The following is a 15,750-nucleotide window of genomic DNA, read 5'->3' as shown; positions in this document are numbered from 1 at the left end:
CTTTCTTGATTAATTACTTATTTAGCTTTAACTGCAGTCTTAATTTTCAATAGTGCTTTTCTAGAACCTGGTACATTACCTTTGATAAGTAATAGGTTGCGCTCAGCATCTACTTTTACGATTTCTAAGTTCTGAACAGTTACTTGCTCTCCACCCATACGTCCAGGTAATGCTTTACCTTTAAATACACGGTTTGGAGCTACAGGTCCCATTGAACCTGGGCGACGATGATAACGAGATCCATGGGCCATTGGTCCGCGAGATTGTCCGTGGCGCTTGATAGAACCTTGGAAACCTTTCCCTTTAGAGATACCTGTTACATCTACGATATCGCCTTCTGCGAAAATACTTACTTTGACTTCTTGACCAACCTCATACTCATCAACGCTAACTTCTGTAAATTCACGAACGAAGCGCTTAGGAGCAGTGTTTGCTTTTGCAACATGACCTTTTTCAGGTTTGTTAGCTAACTTTTCACGTTTGTCTTCGAATCCAATTTGAAGTGATGTATATCCATCAGATTCAACTGTTTTCTTTTGAAGAACAATGTTTTGAGCAGCTTCAACTACTGTTACTGGGATAAGGTTCCCGTTTTCAGCAAATACTTGAGTCATACCAATTTTTCTTCCTAAGATTCCTTTGGTCATTTAAGTCACACCTCCTGAATGTTTTAATATTTATTTCAATTATAATTTAATTTCGATATCTACACCTGATGGTAAATCAAGACGCATTAATGAATCAACTGTTTGTGGAGTTGGGTTCACGATGTCGATTAAACGTTTATGCGTACGCATTTCAAATTGCTCACGAGAATCTTTATATTTATGAACCGCACGTAAGATTGTGTAAATTGACTTTTCAGTCGGTAACGGAATCGGACCTGATACAGCAGCACCAGAACGTTTTGCAGTTTCAACTATTTTCTCAGCAGATTGATCTAGAATTCTATGATCATACGCTTTTAAACGGATACGAATTTTTTGTTTTGCCATTACTTTCCCTCCTTTTCGCCTATTTTGAAATAGACATTCTCCGCAAGAATTTCCCACACACTCGCCATGGCAAAGCGGCCGGGTGTGTCAGCAACCTCTCACATCATCGCAGTCAAAGACCAACATTGTCTATTATACAGATATCAGCCTAAGAAATCAATAGTTAAATTAAATTTCTTTTTGCTTTTCTACACTCAGATTATTATAACCATTGCTGATATAAATATCAAGCTATTAACGGTTTTATTAGTTATTTTAGATATAGTGCACTCACACAGTATCTCTATACTATCAAACTATCTATAAGAAGAATATAGTATAAAAAATGGAAATATCTCTTGTGCAGTTAACTAGGATCATGACATACTTTTAAATTCTGTATGTAGATATAAAAAATACGACAAGCTGTTAAACAGCTTGTCGTTTTATATGGTATTACTCAACGATAGTAGCAACTACGCCAGCGCCTACTGTACGTCCACCTTCACGGATAGAGAATTTAGTTCCTTCTTCGATAGCGATTGAAGAAATTAATTCCACGTCCATTTCAATGTTGTCACCAGGCATAACCATTTCTACACCTTCAGGAAGGTTACAAATACCAGTTACATCAGTTGTACGGAAGTAGAACTGAGGACGGTAGTTTGTGAAGAATGGAGTATGACGTCCACCTTCTTCTTTAGATAAAACGTAAACTTCAGCTTTGAATTTTACGTGTGGAGTGATTGTTCCTGGTTTTGCTAAAACTTGTCCACGTTGGATATCTTCACGAGCAACCCCACGAAGAAGAGCTCCAATGTTGTCTCCAGCTTCAGCATAATCTAGTAATTTACGGAACATTTCAACACCAGTTACAGTTGTTGATTTTTTCTCTTCAGCTAAACCGATGATGTCGATAACGTCACCAACTTTAACTTGTCCACGCTCAACACGACCTGTAGCAACTGTTCCACGACCAGTGATTGAGAATACATCCTCAACTGGCATCATGAAAGGTTTTTCAGTGTCACGAGCAGGAGTTGGGATATACTCATCAACTGCAGCCATAAGCTCAGTGATTTTTTCTTCCCAAGCAGCTTCTCCTTCAAGAGCTTTAAGAGCAGAACCTTTAATTACTGGAATATCATCACCAGGGAATTCATATTCAGAAAGAAGGTCACGAACTTCCATTTCTACAAGTTCTAATAACTCTTCATCATCAACCATATCACATTTGTTTAAGAATACTACTAAGTGAGGTACACCAACTTGACGAGAAAGAAGGATGTGCTCACGAGTTTGTGGCATTGGACCATCAGTAGCAGATACTACTAGGATACCACCGTCCATTTGAGCTGCACCTGTGATCATGTTTTTAACATAGTCAGCATGTCCTGGGCAGTCAACGTGTGCATAGTGACGAGTTTCTGTTTCATACTCAACGTGTGCAGTTGAGATTGTAATTCCACGCTCACGCTCTTCTGGAGCAGCGTCGATTTGATCATAACCGCGAGCTTCAGCTCCACCTGCTTTAGCAAGTACAGTTGTGATAGCAGCTGTTAAAGTAGTTTTACCGTGGTCAACGTGACCAATTGTTCCAATATTTACGTGTGGCTTAGAACGATCGAATTTAGCTTTTGCCATTTTGGAAAATCCTCCTTTGATTTATAAACATTAAGTATTTGTATAGAGCTGTGATTATTTATCACAGCTTTATTACTTACAATAGTAGTTATACTTCATTAAAAGGGTAAAATCAACAATTACCCTTTATTTTTTTTGATGATCTCTTCAGAGATTGATTTTGGTACTTCTTCATAGTGATCGAAAGTCATTGAGAATACTCCACGACCTTGAGTACTAGAACGTAAAGTAGTAGCATATCCGAACATCTCAGAAAGTGGAACCATTGCACGAACTACTTGTGCATTACCACGAGCTTCCATACCTTCAACACGTCCACGACGAGAAGTGATGTTACCCATGATATCACCCATGTATTCTTCAGGAATGATTACTTCAACTTTCATAACAGGTTCAAGGATTACTGGGCTACATTTTGATGCTGCATTTTTCAATGCCATTGAAGCAGCAATTTTAAACGCCATTTCAGATGAGTCAACATCATGGTAAGATCCATCAAATAATTTCGCTTTAATGTCTACCAATGGATAGCCAGCAAGTACTCCTCTTTGTAATGCATCTTCTAGTCCAGCTTGTACAGGAGCGATATATTCACGAGGAACAACCCCACCCACGATAGCATTTTCGAACTCGAAGCCTTTACCTTCTTCGTTTGGAGCGAATTCGATCCAAACATGACCATATTGTCCACGTCCACCAGACTGACGAGAGAATTTACCTTCTACAGATGCAGAAGAGCGGAATGTCTCACGATAAGCAACCTGAGGAGCACCAACATTAGCTTCAACCTTAAACTCACGACGCATACGGTCTACTAAAATATCTAAGTGAAGCTCACCCATACCAGCGATGATTACTTGACCAGTTTCTTGGTTAGTATGCGCACGGAATGTTGGATCTTCTTCTTGTAATTTTACTAGAGCAGTTGTCATTTTGTCTTGGTCAGCTTTTGATTTAGGCTCGATAGACAGTTCAATAACTGGTTCTGGGAATTCCATTGATTCTAAGATAACTAGGTTCTTTTCATCACATAGAGTATCTCCAGTTGTAGTATCTTTTAAACCTACAGCAGCTGCGATGTCACCAGCAAATACTTCTGTAATCTCTTGACGGCTGTTAGCATGCATTTGTAGAATACGACCAACACGCTCACGTTTACCTTTTGTAGAGTTTTGTACATATGAACCTGAGTTCAATGTACCAGAGTATACGCGGAAGAAAGTTAACTTCCCAACAAATGGGTCTGTCATAACTTTAAACGCTAAAGCTGCAAATGGCTCTTCATCACTTGAATGTTTTTCAACTACTTCATCTGAATCAGGAAGAGTACCTTTAATTGCTGGTACATCTAATGGAGATGGTAAGTAATCAATAACAGCATCAAGCATTAATTGAACACCTTTGTTTTTGAAAGCAGATCCACAAATTACAGGATAAAATTCAACGTTAACAGTTCCTTTACGGATACCAGCTTTAAGTTCATCAGTAGTGATTTCTTCTCCGCCTAGGTATTTTTCCATTAACTCTTCATCAAGTTCTGCAACTGCTTCTACTAATTTTTCACGATATTCTTCCGCAAGCTCTAAGTACTCTTCTGGAATTTCTTTTACTTGGATATCAGTTCCAAGGTCATTTCCATAGAATGTAGCTTTCATTTCAACTAAATCAATGATACCTTCGAATTGATCTTCAGCACCAATTGGTAGTTGAATTGCATGAGCATTTGCTTGTAAACGATCGTCTAGAGTTTTTAATGAATAAAGGAAATCAGCACCTATTTTATCCATTTTGTTTACAAAAACTACACGAGGTACACCGTAAGTTGTAGCTTGACGCCAAACAGTTTCTGTTTGTGGTTCAACACCAGATTGTGCATCAAGTACTGCAACTGCACCATCAAGTACACGTAATGAACGTTCAACTTCTACAGTGAAGTCTACGTGTCCAGGTGTATCGATGATGTTTACACGGTTACCTTTCCATTGTGCAGTTGTTGCTGCAGATGTAATGGTAATTCCACGCTCTTGTTCTTGCTCCATCCAGTCCATTTGAGATGCACCTTCATGAGTTTCACCAATTTTGTGAATACGACCAGTGTAATAAAGTACACGCTCAGTTGTAGTCGTTTTACCAGCATCGATGTGAGCCATGATACCGATATTACGAGTATTTTCTAAGGAGAACTCTCTTGCCATATGGTTTTTCTCCTTTCATAAGGAAAGTATTTTTGTAATGCTTAATCCTACCAACGGTAGTGAGCAAATGCTTTGTTAGCTTCTGCCATTTTGTGTGTATCTTCACGTTTTTTAACTGAAGCACCAGTGTTATTAGCTGCATCTAGGATTTCGTAAGCTAATCTTTCTTCCATTGTTTTCTCACCACGAAGACGAGAATAGTTTACTAACCAACGAAGACCAAGAGTAGTACGTCTTTCTGGACGAACCTCCACAGGAACTTGATAGTTAGAACCACCAACACGGCGTGCTCTTACTTCAAGAACAGGCATGATGTTCTTAAGTGCTTGATCGAAAACTTCGATTGCTTCTTTACCAGAACGCTCAGCAACGATTTCAAATGCAGAATATAGAATAGCTTGAGATTTACCTCTCTTACCATCAATCATCATTTTGTTAATTAAACGAGATACAAGTTTAGAATTGTAAATCGGATCAGGTAAAACGTCTCTTTTTGCTACAGGACCTTTACGTGGCATTGATTTTCCTCCTTTCGGCTATGTTAAATAGTTCTTTTTAGATTATTTTTTTGCTGCTTTTGGTCGCTTAGTACCGTATTTAGAACGACCTTGCATACGGTTGTTAACACCAGCAGTATCAAGAGCACCGCGTACGATATGGTAACGCACCCCCGGTAAATCTTTTACACGTCCTCCACGGATCAGTACAACACTATGTTCTTGTAGGTTGTGACCAATACCAGGAATGTAAGCTGTTACTTCGATACCGTTTGTTAAACGTACACGAGCATATTTACGTAATGCTGAGTTTGGTTTTTTCGGTGTCATAGTACCAACACGAGTACATACCCCACGTTTTTGAGGTGATGATACGTTAGTTTGTGTTTTTTTGAAACTGTTATAACCTTTGTTTAACGCAGGAGACTTCGACTTTTCTTCAGCAGTCTGACGAGGCTTGCGCACTAATTGGTTAATTGTTGGCATTTCTTTTTCCTCCCTTCTTTTTTCTTTGAAGTCCACACATCCAGGTGGTTCATATTAGGGTAAAAACAAAGTTTTCATGGTAATCCATAAAAACAGTTTTAATTAATTATGGCAACAGTTGCTGCGCCTACTTCTATTCCACATGATTCGCCAAGCTTCTTCATGGACTCTACAAGTATAATAGGAATATTATTCTCTTCTGCTACTTTAGAAAGCTCTTTTATAATAAAAGTATCCGCATCTTCTGCAACTAGAATTTCTTTTACTATTCCTGATTTTAACGCTTTTACTGTTTGCTTTGTTCCTACTACTACTTTTTTGGCCTGTGATACTTTTTCATAAGACATTTATGCATCCTCCAAAGTAACAGGTGAATAGGAGCACCTTTGATATAGTATCATCTATAAAATAAGATGTCAATTATTTTCCTAGAAAAATTAAAAGTACTATATACAGAAGGCAAATAAAACTATTTACCTTCTGTGTTTTTTACTACTCTACTGTCACAGATTCTTCTACTGCTTCTTCAGCAGTAATAGGCTCTGCATGACGATATCTTGGCATACCCGTTCCAGCAGGAACTAGTTTACCAATGATTACATTTTCTTTTAATCCTAATAATTCATCGCGTTTTCCTTTAATAGCTGCATCTGTTAGTACTCTAGTTGTTTCTTGGAATGATGCCGCTGATAAGAAAGAATCCGTTTCTAAAGATGCTTTAGTAATACCTAATAATACTGGTCTTCCAGTTGCAGGTAATTTACCTTGGCTAAGCGCTTTGGCATTCGCATCTGTAAATTGATGAATATCAAGTAATGTTCCAGGTAGTACATCTGTTTCACCAGCATCCACTACTCGGATTTTACGAAGCATTTGTCTTACCATTACTTCCACGTGCTTATCTCCAATTTCTACCCCTTGCATACGATAAACTTTTTGAACTTCACGTAGAAGATATTCTTGAACTGCTGTTACACTCTTAACTTTAATTAATTCCTTAGGATCAATAGAACCTTCTGTTAACTCTTGACCTTGTGCTACTACATCGTCAATTTTAACTTTAAGACGTGCTGTGTAAGGCGCTGTGTAAGTTCTAGATTCAAGTTCACCTTGGACAATTATTTCATGTTGGCGATCTCTGCCTTCGTTAATACCCACTACTACCCCTGCTAATTCCGAAATTACCGCTTGACCTTTCGGATTACGAGCTTCAAAAATTTCTTGGATACGAGGTAGACCTTGTGTAATATCATCTCCAGCAACTCCACCTGTATGGAATGTACGCATCGTTAACTGAGTTCCTGGTTCACCAATTGATTGAGCAGCAATAATACCAACTGCTTCTCCAACTTCAACTTCTTGACCAGTTGCTAAGTTACGACCATAACATTTCTTACATACGCCATGACGAGTATTACATGTGAAAGCAGAACGAATCCACACTTCCTCAATGTTAGCTTCTAGAATTTCAGTAGCTAAGTCTTCTGTTATTAGTCCATTTTCAGGAACCATAACTTCTTTTGTTTCTGGATGCTTAATAGCTCTTCTTGCATAACGGCCAATTAAACGCTCATCAAGTGGTTCAATTATTTCTGTACCTTCTCTAAGAGCAGAAACTAGTAATCCTCTATCTGTACCACAATCGTCATCACGAATAATAACATCTTGTGCTACGTCTACTAGACGACGAGTTAAGTAACCTGAGTCAGCTGTTTTTAACGCTGTATCTGCAAGACCTTTACGAGCACCATGAGTAGAAATAAAGTATTCTAATACTGTCAGACCTTCACGGAAACTTGAGATAATTGGTAATTCAATAATTCTACCAGCTGGGTTGGCCATAAGTCCGCGCATACCAGCAAGCTGTGTAAAGTTAGATGCGTTACCACGAGCACCGGAATCACTCATCATAAAGATTGGATTTCGTTTATCAAGAGATTTCATCAGTTTCGCTTGGATAACATCCTTCGCTGAACTCCAGATAGAAATTACTCGATCATAACGTTCTTCTTCCGTTATTAAACCACGTCTAAATTGTTTTAATACATTATCTACTTTCCCTTGTGCTTCTTCAATAATTTCTTGTTTTTCACCTAATACAACGATGTCAGATACACCAACTGTAATACCTGCTTTTGTAGAATGCTTAAACCCTAAATCTTTCATTCTATCTAGCATTTTAGATGTTTCTGTAATTTTGAAACGTTTAAATACTTCTGCGATGATATTACCTAAAATTTTCTTCTTGAAAGGTTCAATAATAGATAATGCTTGAATTGCTTCTAAAACATTTGTACCAGCTTCTACAAAGTATTTCTCTGGTGTTTTTTCTTCCAAATTATCTTTAGTAGGTTCATTAATGAACGGGAATGATTCTGGTAAAATTTCATTAAATATTAACTTACCAACTGTAGTTAGAAGTAATTGTTTATTCTGTTCTTCTGTGAATGTTTGGTTATTCAATGAACTAGCACGAACAGCTACACGAGTGTGTAAATGAACATAACCGTTTTGGTATGCTAAGATTGCTTCATTCGTATCATTAAATACCATACCTTCTCCAACTGCACCTTCACGCTCTAGTGTTAAGTAGTAGTTTCCTAATACCATATCCTGAGAAGGAGTAACAACTGGTTTACCATCTTTAGGGTTCAAGATATTTTGAGCAGCTAACATTAATAGACGCGCTTCTGCTTGTGCTTCAGAAGATAATGGAACGTGAACAGCCATTTGGTCACCATCAAAATCAGCGTTATATGCTGTACATACTAATGGATGAAGTCTAATTGCACGACCTTCTACTAGTGTAGGTTCAAATGCTTGGATACCTAGTCTATGAAGAGTAGGGGCACGGTTAAGTAAAACTGGATGCTCCTTAATAACTTCTTCTAGTACATCCCAAACTTCTGGTTGAAGTCTTTCAATTTTTCTCTTAGCGGATTTAATATTATGAGCAATACCCTTTTCCACTAACTCTTTCATTACAAATGGTTTGAATAATTCAATAGCCATTTCTCTTGGTAGACCACATTGGAACATTTTTAAGTTAGGTCCTACAACAATTACAGAACGTCCAGAGTAATCAACACGTTTACCAAGTAAGTTTTGACGGAAACGACCTTGTTTCCCTTTTAACATATGCGATAGTGATTTTAGAGGTCTGTTACCAGGACCAGTAACCGGACGACCACGACGACCATTGTCAATCAACGCATCTACAGCTTCTTGTAGCATACGTTTTTCGTTTTGAACGATAATGCTTGGAGCACCTAAATCTAATAATCTTTTTAAACGGTTATTACGGTTAATAACACGACGATAAAGATCATTTAGATCTGATGTAGCAAAACGTCCACCATCTAATTGAACCATCGGACGTAATTCTGGTGGAATTACTGGTAGTACATCTAAAATCATCCAAGAAGGTTCATTTCCTGAGCCACGAAATGCTTCAAGTACTTCTAATCTCTTGATTGCTCTCGTTCTTCTTTGCCCTTGAGCTGTTTTTAATTCTTCTTTTAAAGCTTCTACATCTTTATTTAAATCAATATCAGAAAGTAATTTCTTAATTGATTCTGCGCCCATTGATGCTTGGAATTTCACTCCATATTTATCACGGTAAGCACGGTACTCTTTTTCAGAAAGTAGTTGTTTCTTTTCGAGTGCCGTATCACCTGGATCTGTTACTACATATGAAGCAAAGTAAATAACTTCTTCTAGTGCACGAGGTGACATATCAAGAACCAAGCCCATTCGGCTAGGGATCCCTTTAAAGTACCAAATATGTGAAACTGGTGCTGCTAATTCAATATGCCCCATACGCTCACGACGCACTTTAGCGCGAGTAACTTCTACACCACAACGATCACATACTACCCCTTTATAACGGACACGCTTGTATTTACCACAATGACATTCCCAGTCTTTTGTAGGACCAAAAATTCTCTCACAGAATAAGCCGTCTTTTTCTGGTTTTAAAGTACGATAGTTAATTGTTTCTGGTTTTTTCACTTCACCAAATGACCATGAACGGATTTTGTCTGGTGAAGCTAGACCTATTTTCATAAATTCAAAATTATTTACATCCAACAAGGGTCCTACCTCCCTTTCGATCTTCAGGCTATTTGCCTTACATAGACAATCACAAAACTGTTTATATTCAAAGAATGGCCGTCACAAAAGGGTCTGACTTCACCTAACAATCTATTTATAAAAGAAATCGCATGGATCTTCTATCTAGATGTCTTTTCTAGTGGAGTCTGACCCTTTTGTTTTAGACAGGCCTTTTCATTATCCTTTTATTCTTGCATGCCTACCTTTTCTGATTGAGTCTCTTCAGTCTCAGGTACTATTGTTAGAGATTCAGCTTGTTGAACATCATCATCATCATCTGTATCTCTCATTTCAATCTCTTCTTCCGTGCTAGATAGAATTTTTACATCCAATCCTAAACTTTGAAGTTCTTTCATTAATACACGGAATGATTCTGGTACTCCTGGTTCTGGTACATTTTCACCTTTAACAATTGCTTCATATGTTTTCACACGACCAACAACGTCATCTGATTTAACAGTAAGAATCTCTTGTAATGTATAAGCTGCACCATATGCCTCAAGTGCCCAAACTTCCATCTCTCCAAAACGCTGTCCACCAAATTGAGCTTTTCCTCCAAGTGGTTGCTGGGTTACTAGAGAGTACGGTCCAGTTGAACGAGCATGTAGCTTATCATCAACCATGTGAGCAAGTTTAATCATATACATGACACCTACAGAGACACGGTTATCAAATGGTTCGCCAGAACGTCCATCATATAGGACTGTCTTAGCATCTTGTGCCATTCCAGCTTCACGAATTGTTTCCCAAACGTCTTCCTCACGCGCTCCATCAAATACTGGAGATGCAACATGGATATTTAAGCTTCTAGCTGCCATTCCAAGGTGCAATTCTAATACCTGACCGATATTCATACGAGAAGGAACCCCTAGTGGGTTTAACATGATATCAACTGGTGTTCCATCTGGCAGATATGGCATATCTTCTTCTGGTAATAATCTAGAGATAACCCCTTTATTACCATGTCGTCCTGCCATTTTATCGCCTTCATGGATTTTTCTTTTTTGTACAATATATACACGAACTAGCTGGTTAACACCTGGTGGTAGTTCATCTCCATCTTCTCTGTTGAAGACTTTAACATCATGAACAATACCGCCGCCACCATGTGGTACGCGTAAACTTGTATCACGTACTTCACGTGCTTTTTCACCGAAAATAGCGTGTAGTAGACGTTCTTCTGCTGTTAGTTCTGTTACCCCTTTAGGTGTAACTTTACCAACTAGTAAATCTCCATCTTTCACTTCAGCACCAATTCTGATGATTCCTCGGTCGTCTAAGTTACGTAAAGCATCTTCCCCAACATTCGGAATATCACGTGTAATTTCTTCAGGTCCTAATTTAGTATCACGGGATTCTGACTCATACTCTTCTATATGGATAGAAGTGTATACATCATCTTTAACTAGACGCTCACTCATGATGATTGCATCCTCGTAGTTGTAACCATCCCATGTCATAAATGCAACTAGTACGTTACGACCAAGTGCTAATTCACCCAGTTCCATAGAAGGTCCATCCGCTAATACTTCGCCTTTTGTTACTCTATTGCCTACAGCAACAATTGGGCGTTGGTTATAACATGTACCTTGGTTAGAACGAACAAATTTAAGCATTTTATATTTATCAAGATTACCTTTTACTTCTTGACCATCTACTTCAGAAACGCGTCTTACCCATACCTCACGAGCTTCAACATGTTCAACAATACCAGGATGCTTACAGATTACAGCAGCACCTGAGTCTTTACCTGAAACATATTCCATTCCAGTTCCTACTCTTGGAGCTTCTGGTTGCATTAAAGGTACTGCTTGACGTTGCATGTTCGCACCCATAAGTGCACGGTTAGAGTCATCGTTTTCTAAGAATGGAATACATGCTGTCGCAGCAGATACAACCTGTTTTGGAGAAACGTCCATATAGTCAATACGATCACGTTTGACTACTACGTTTTCATCACGGAAACGAGCTACAACATCTTCATCTAAGAATGATCCATCATCACCTAAACGAGCATTCGCTTGGGCAACTACGTAATTATCTTGCTCATCTGCAGTTAAGTAGTCAATACGTGAAGATACTTTTCCTGTCTCAGGATCAACACGACGATATGGTGTTTCAATAAACCCAAATCGATTTACTTTTGCATAAGATGATAAAGAGTTTATTAACCCAATGTTTGGTCCCTCAGGCGTTTCAATTGGACACATACGTCCATAGTGAGAATAGTGAACGTCACGAACTTCCATCCCTGCACGCTCTCTTGTTAATCCACCAGGCCCTAATGCAGAAAGACGACGTTTATGCGTTAATTCCGCTAATGGGTTTGTTTGGTCCATGAACTGAGAAAGCTGAGAGCTTCCAAAGAATTCTTTAATGGATGCAATAACTGGTCTAATATTGATTAATTGTTGAGGTGTAATAGTATTCGTATCCTGAATAGACATTCTTTCACGAACTACACGTTCCATTCTTGATAAACCAATACGGAACTGGTTTTGCAACAACTCACCAACAGAACGAAGACGTCTGTTACCTAAGTGATCAATATCATCTGTTAAACCTATTCCATGTAGAAGATTAAAGAAATAACTGATAGAAGAAATAATATCTGCAGGAGAAATGTTTTTAACAGCTTCTTCTACATACGCATTACTAATAACATTAATCTCTTTTTCTCCTTCATCTAATGGAGAATAGATTTTTACTGATTGAACAATAACATCATCTTCTAAAACTCCACCATAAGGGTTTAGTGTTTTGAAACCAATGTTATTCTCTAAATTAGGGATAATTCGATCAAGAGCACGACGATCTAAAAGCGTGCCTTTTTCAGCAATGATTTCGCCTGTTTCAGGATCCACAAGCGTTTCTGCTAAACGATGACCAAATAATCTATTTTTAATGTGTAGCTTTTTATTAATTTTATAGCGTCCTACATTAGCAAGATCATATCTTTTTGGATCGAAGAATCTTGATACTAATAAACTCTTAGCATTTTCTACCGTAGGTGGCTCACCCGGGCGAAGACGCTCATAAATTTCTAATAGAGCTTTGTCTGTGCCTTCTGTATTATCTTTTTCTAATGTGTTACGTAGGTATTCGTTATCACCAATCAATTCAATGATTTCTTGATCGGATCCAAATCCTAGAGCACGTAAAAGAACAGTTACTGGAAGCTTACGTGTACGGTCAATACGTACATATACGACATCCTTAGCATCTGTTTCATATTCTAACCATGCACCACGGTTAGGAATAACTGTTGCAGTAAATCCTTTTTTCCCGTTTTTATCGAGCTTTCCATTATAGTATACACTTGGAGATCGAACTAACTGAGAAACGATAACGCGTTCTGCACCGTTAATAACGAAGGTACCAGTTTCAGTCATTAGAGGGAAATCTCCCATGAACACATCCTGGTCTTTTACTTCTCCTGTTTCCTTATTAACAAGACGAACCTTCACACGCAATGGTGCTGAGTATGTAACATCTCGTTCTTTGGATTCTTCAACTGAATACTTAGGATCACCCAAGCTGTAGTCAATGAAATCAAGCGATAAATTGCCTGTAAAATCTTCAATTGGTGAAATGTCCTGAAACATTTCTCGCAATCCCTCATCTAAAAACCATTGATAGGAAGAGGTTTGGATTTCAATAAGATTTGGTAATTCTAATACTTCACTAATACGTGCGTAGCTTCTCCGCTGGCGGTGTCGTCCATACTGAACAAGTTGACCTGTCAACTGATTCACCCCTCAAATCAAACGTTATAGTACATCTATTTACGTCTTATAAAAAGATAATAACATTATTTTTTATAAGACAAAAAGAAAAAGGGTTTTCCAATCAAAAAACCACAATTTCATATTTCTAATATTATTCTGTTAGTTTTTCCTTCTATCACCATTTTTATACAATAGTCAAGATAAAATTGTGAGTTTCAGAAAAATATTATATTGGCATTATACAATGCTATCACAATGACTAGGACTAGTCAATCCTTTTTGCCTTAATAATAAAATAACCTTTTTTCTTTTCTACTACCTCTACTTCGCTAAAAAACCGCTTTAGTTTTTCTATCGCAGATGGAGCTCCTTGTTTTTTTTGGATAACCACCCATAGTTCCCCATAATTCACTAAGCATTCATAGCTTTGTTCTAATATATCATGAACAATTTTTTTACCTGCTCTAATGGGAGGATTCGTTAATATAGAAGCAAATCTTCCTTTTTCTACTTGCAGAAGTCGATCACTTTCATAAACTTTAACATTCTTTATCTGATTGTTACCTGCATTCTCTTTTGCCAACTCCATCGCACGTTGATTTACATCAACCATGTGAATTGTCCTATCTTTTGAAACTTTAGCAATAGAAAGACCAATCGGCCCATAACCACAACCAACATCTAAGATATCACCATAAACATCTGGAAACTGGTAAGCTTCAATCAGCATTCTGGAGCCAAAATCTACTTCTTTTTTCGAGAAAACACCATTATCGGTTTTAAAGCGTATTGTATTTCCCTTTAGGGTGAAATCCCAGTAATTAGGATCACTGTTTACATTTTGGGTTCGGGAATAATAATGTTCTGTCATTCTAGAACACCTCCTTAGGAGATTATTATAAGGAAGACCACTTGAGGAATGTAGTTTTACCACTACAATTTTAAGGTAAAAAAAGCTCGCTATGGTAGCGAGCTTTTTTCAACTAACATTACTTAACTTCAACGTTAGCTCCAACTTCTTCAAGTTTAGCTTTGATTTCTTCAGCTTCTTCTTTAGAAGCGCCTTCTTTAACAGCTTTTGGTGTGTTGTCAACAAGTTCTTTTGCTTCTTTAAGACCAAGACCTGTGATTTCACGTACTACTTTGATAACTTTGATTTTTTGATCTCCAGCAGAAGCTAGAACTACATCAAATTCAGTTTTTTCTGCAGCAGCTTCTCCGCCACCTGCAACTACAGCTACAGGAGCAGCAGCAGTTACTCCGAATTCTTCTTCAATTGCTTTTACTAAGTCGTTTAATTCTAAAACAGTCATGTTTTTAACTGCTTCTAAGATTTGTTCTTTAGACATTATATTGTTCCTCCTTGTATTTTGGGTTTTTTAGGATACATTTCGAAAATGTATATTATGCGCCTTGTTCTTCTTTTTGTTCTGCAACTGCTTTTGTAACAAGAGCGAAGTTGCGAATTGGTGCTTGAAGAACGCTGAGTAACATAGAAAGTAAACCTTCGCGTGATGGAAGTTCAGCAAGAGCTTTCACTTCTTCAACAGTTGCTAAGTTCCCTTCGATTACACCTGCTTTGATTTCTAATGCTTCATGCTTTTTAGCAAAGTCATTAAGAATTTTCGCTGGTGCAACAACATCCTCATTACTGAACGCGATTGCGTTTGGACCAGTTAATGATTCGTTTAAACCTGCTAATTCAACAGCTTCAGCAGCACGGCGAGTTAAAGAGTTTTTATAAACTTTGAACTCGATTCCTGCTTCACGTAGTTGTTTACGAAGTTCTGTTACTTCAGAAACAGTTAGACCACGATAGTCAACAACGATCGTTGATTTACTAGCTTTAAATTTCTCAGCAATATCATTTACTATTTGTTGTTTTTGTTCGATTACGCTGCTCATCTTTACACCTCCTGTAGAATTTTCTACATTCATACCGACAAATAAAATCCTCCATATCATAATAAGACATGGAGGTGTATACAATAGTTGTTCATTAACAACTGACTAATCTATCGTATTACCTCGGTAGGAAATTAAGCTAATAATAGCACCTACTGTCTACGGTACAAATGTTATTTATTTTTTTCAACAAGATGTAGTATATTCT

Annotated in this window: 12 protein-coding genes and 1 other annotated feature; all 12 genes read right to left on the bottom strand. The window is 37.8% G+C overall.

Features of this window, described 5'->3' with window-relative positions:
• Positions 1-17: 17 nt before the first annotated feature.
• The 12 genes from rplC to rplJ all read right to left on the bottom strand — a co-directional run bounded on the left by rplC (position 18) and on the right by rplJ (position 15,542).
• Positions 18-647 (bottom strand): 50S ribosomal protein L3, encoded by a 630-nt coding sequence (gene rplC / locus F9279_RS18335; protein ID WP_152115678.1) that lies wholly within the window; start codon positions 645-647, stop codon positions 18-20.
• Between the two features lie 39 nt (positions 648-686).
• Positions 687-995: a 30S ribosomal protein S10 gene (rpsJ, locus tag F9279_RS18330; RefSeq protein WP_009336571.1), complete on the bottom strand. Its 309-nt coding sequence runs from the start codon at positions 993-995 to the stop codon at positions 687-689.
• Positions 996-1,430: 435 nt separating this feature from the next.
• Complete coding sequence (tuf, locus tag F9279_RS18325) at positions 1,431-2,618, bottom strand: elongation factor Tu (RefSeq protein WP_152115676.1); 1,188 nt, start codon at positions 2,616-2,618, stop codon at positions 1,431-1,433.
• A gap of 119 nt (positions 2,619-2,737) precedes the next feature.
• Complete coding sequence (gene fusA, locus F9279_RS18320) at positions 2,738-4,813, bottom strand: elongation factor G (protein ID WP_152115674.1); 2,076 nt, start codon at positions 4,811-4,813, stop codon at positions 2,738-2,740.
• A 47-nt stretch (positions 4,814-4,860) separates the two neighbouring features.
• Positions 4,861-5,331 carry a 30S ribosomal protein S7 gene (gene rpsG, locus F9279_RS18315; RefSeq protein WP_152115673.1) on the bottom strand — a complete coding sequence of 157 codons (471 nt, stop codon included), beginning with the start codon at positions 5,329-5,331 and terminating at the stop codon, positions 4,861-4,863.
• 42 nt (positions 5,332-5,373) lie between these two features.
• Positions 5,374-5,796, bottom strand: coding sequence for a 30S ribosomal protein S12 (rpsL, locus tag F9279_RS18310; RefSeq protein WP_152115671.1), 423 nt, complete (start codon positions 5,794-5,796; stop codon positions 5,374-5,376).
• A 98-nt stretch (positions 5,797-5,894) separates the two neighbouring features.
• A complete protein-coding gene (locus tag F9279_RS18305) occupies positions 5,895-6,143 on the bottom strand; it encodes a 50S ribosomal protein L7ae-like protein (RefSeq protein ID WP_152115668.1) in 249 nt (82 codons plus the stop codon).
• A gap of 145 nt (positions 6,144-6,288) precedes the next feature.
• Positions 6,289-9,888, bottom strand: coding sequence for a DNA-directed RNA polymerase subunit beta' (gene rpoC / locus F9279_RS18300; protein WP_152115666.1), 3,600 nt, complete (start codon positions 9,886-9,888; stop codon positions 6,289-6,291).
• 206 nt (positions 9,889-10,094) lie between these two features.
• The gene (gene rpoB, locus F9279_RS18295; RefSeq protein WP_152115664.1) at positions 10,095-13,655 is read right to left on the bottom strand and encodes a DNA-directed RNA polymerase subunit beta; all 3,561 of its coding nucleotides are present in this window, start codon (positions 13,653-13,655) and stop codon (positions 10,095-10,097) included.
• A 247-nt stretch (positions 13,656-13,902) separates the two neighbouring features.
• Positions 13,903-14,508, bottom strand: a complete 606-nt coding sequence (locus tag F9279_RS18290) for a class I SAM-dependent methyltransferase (RefSeq protein ID WP_152115662.1) — start codon at positions 14,506-14,508, stop codon at positions 13,903-13,905.
• Between the two features lie 118 nt (positions 14,509-14,626).
• Complete coding sequence (rplL, locus tag F9279_RS18285) at positions 14,627-14,986, bottom strand: 50S ribosomal protein L7/L12 (RefSeq protein WP_016204548.1); 360 nt, start codon at positions 14,984-14,986, stop codon at positions 14,627-14,629.
• Between the two features lie 55 nt (positions 14,987-15,041).
• Positions 15,042-15,542, bottom strand: a complete 501-nt coding sequence (rplJ, locus tag F9279_RS18280; protein WP_152115660.1) for a 50S ribosomal protein L10 — start codon at positions 15,540-15,542, stop codon at positions 15,042-15,044.
• 33 nt (positions 15,543-15,575) lie between these two features.
• Positions 15,576-15,725: a sequence feature (ribosomal protein L10 leader region), on the bottom strand.
• Positions 15,726-15,750: the final 25 nt, after the last annotated feature.

Source organism: Bacillus sp. B1-b2 (assembly GCF_009183415.1).
Classification (GTDB): domain Bacteria; phylum Bacillota; class Bacilli; order Bacillales; family Cytobacillaceae; genus Niallia.
Note: the sequence above shows the minus strand (reverse complement) of the source record. Positions and strands in the feature narration are given on the sequence as shown.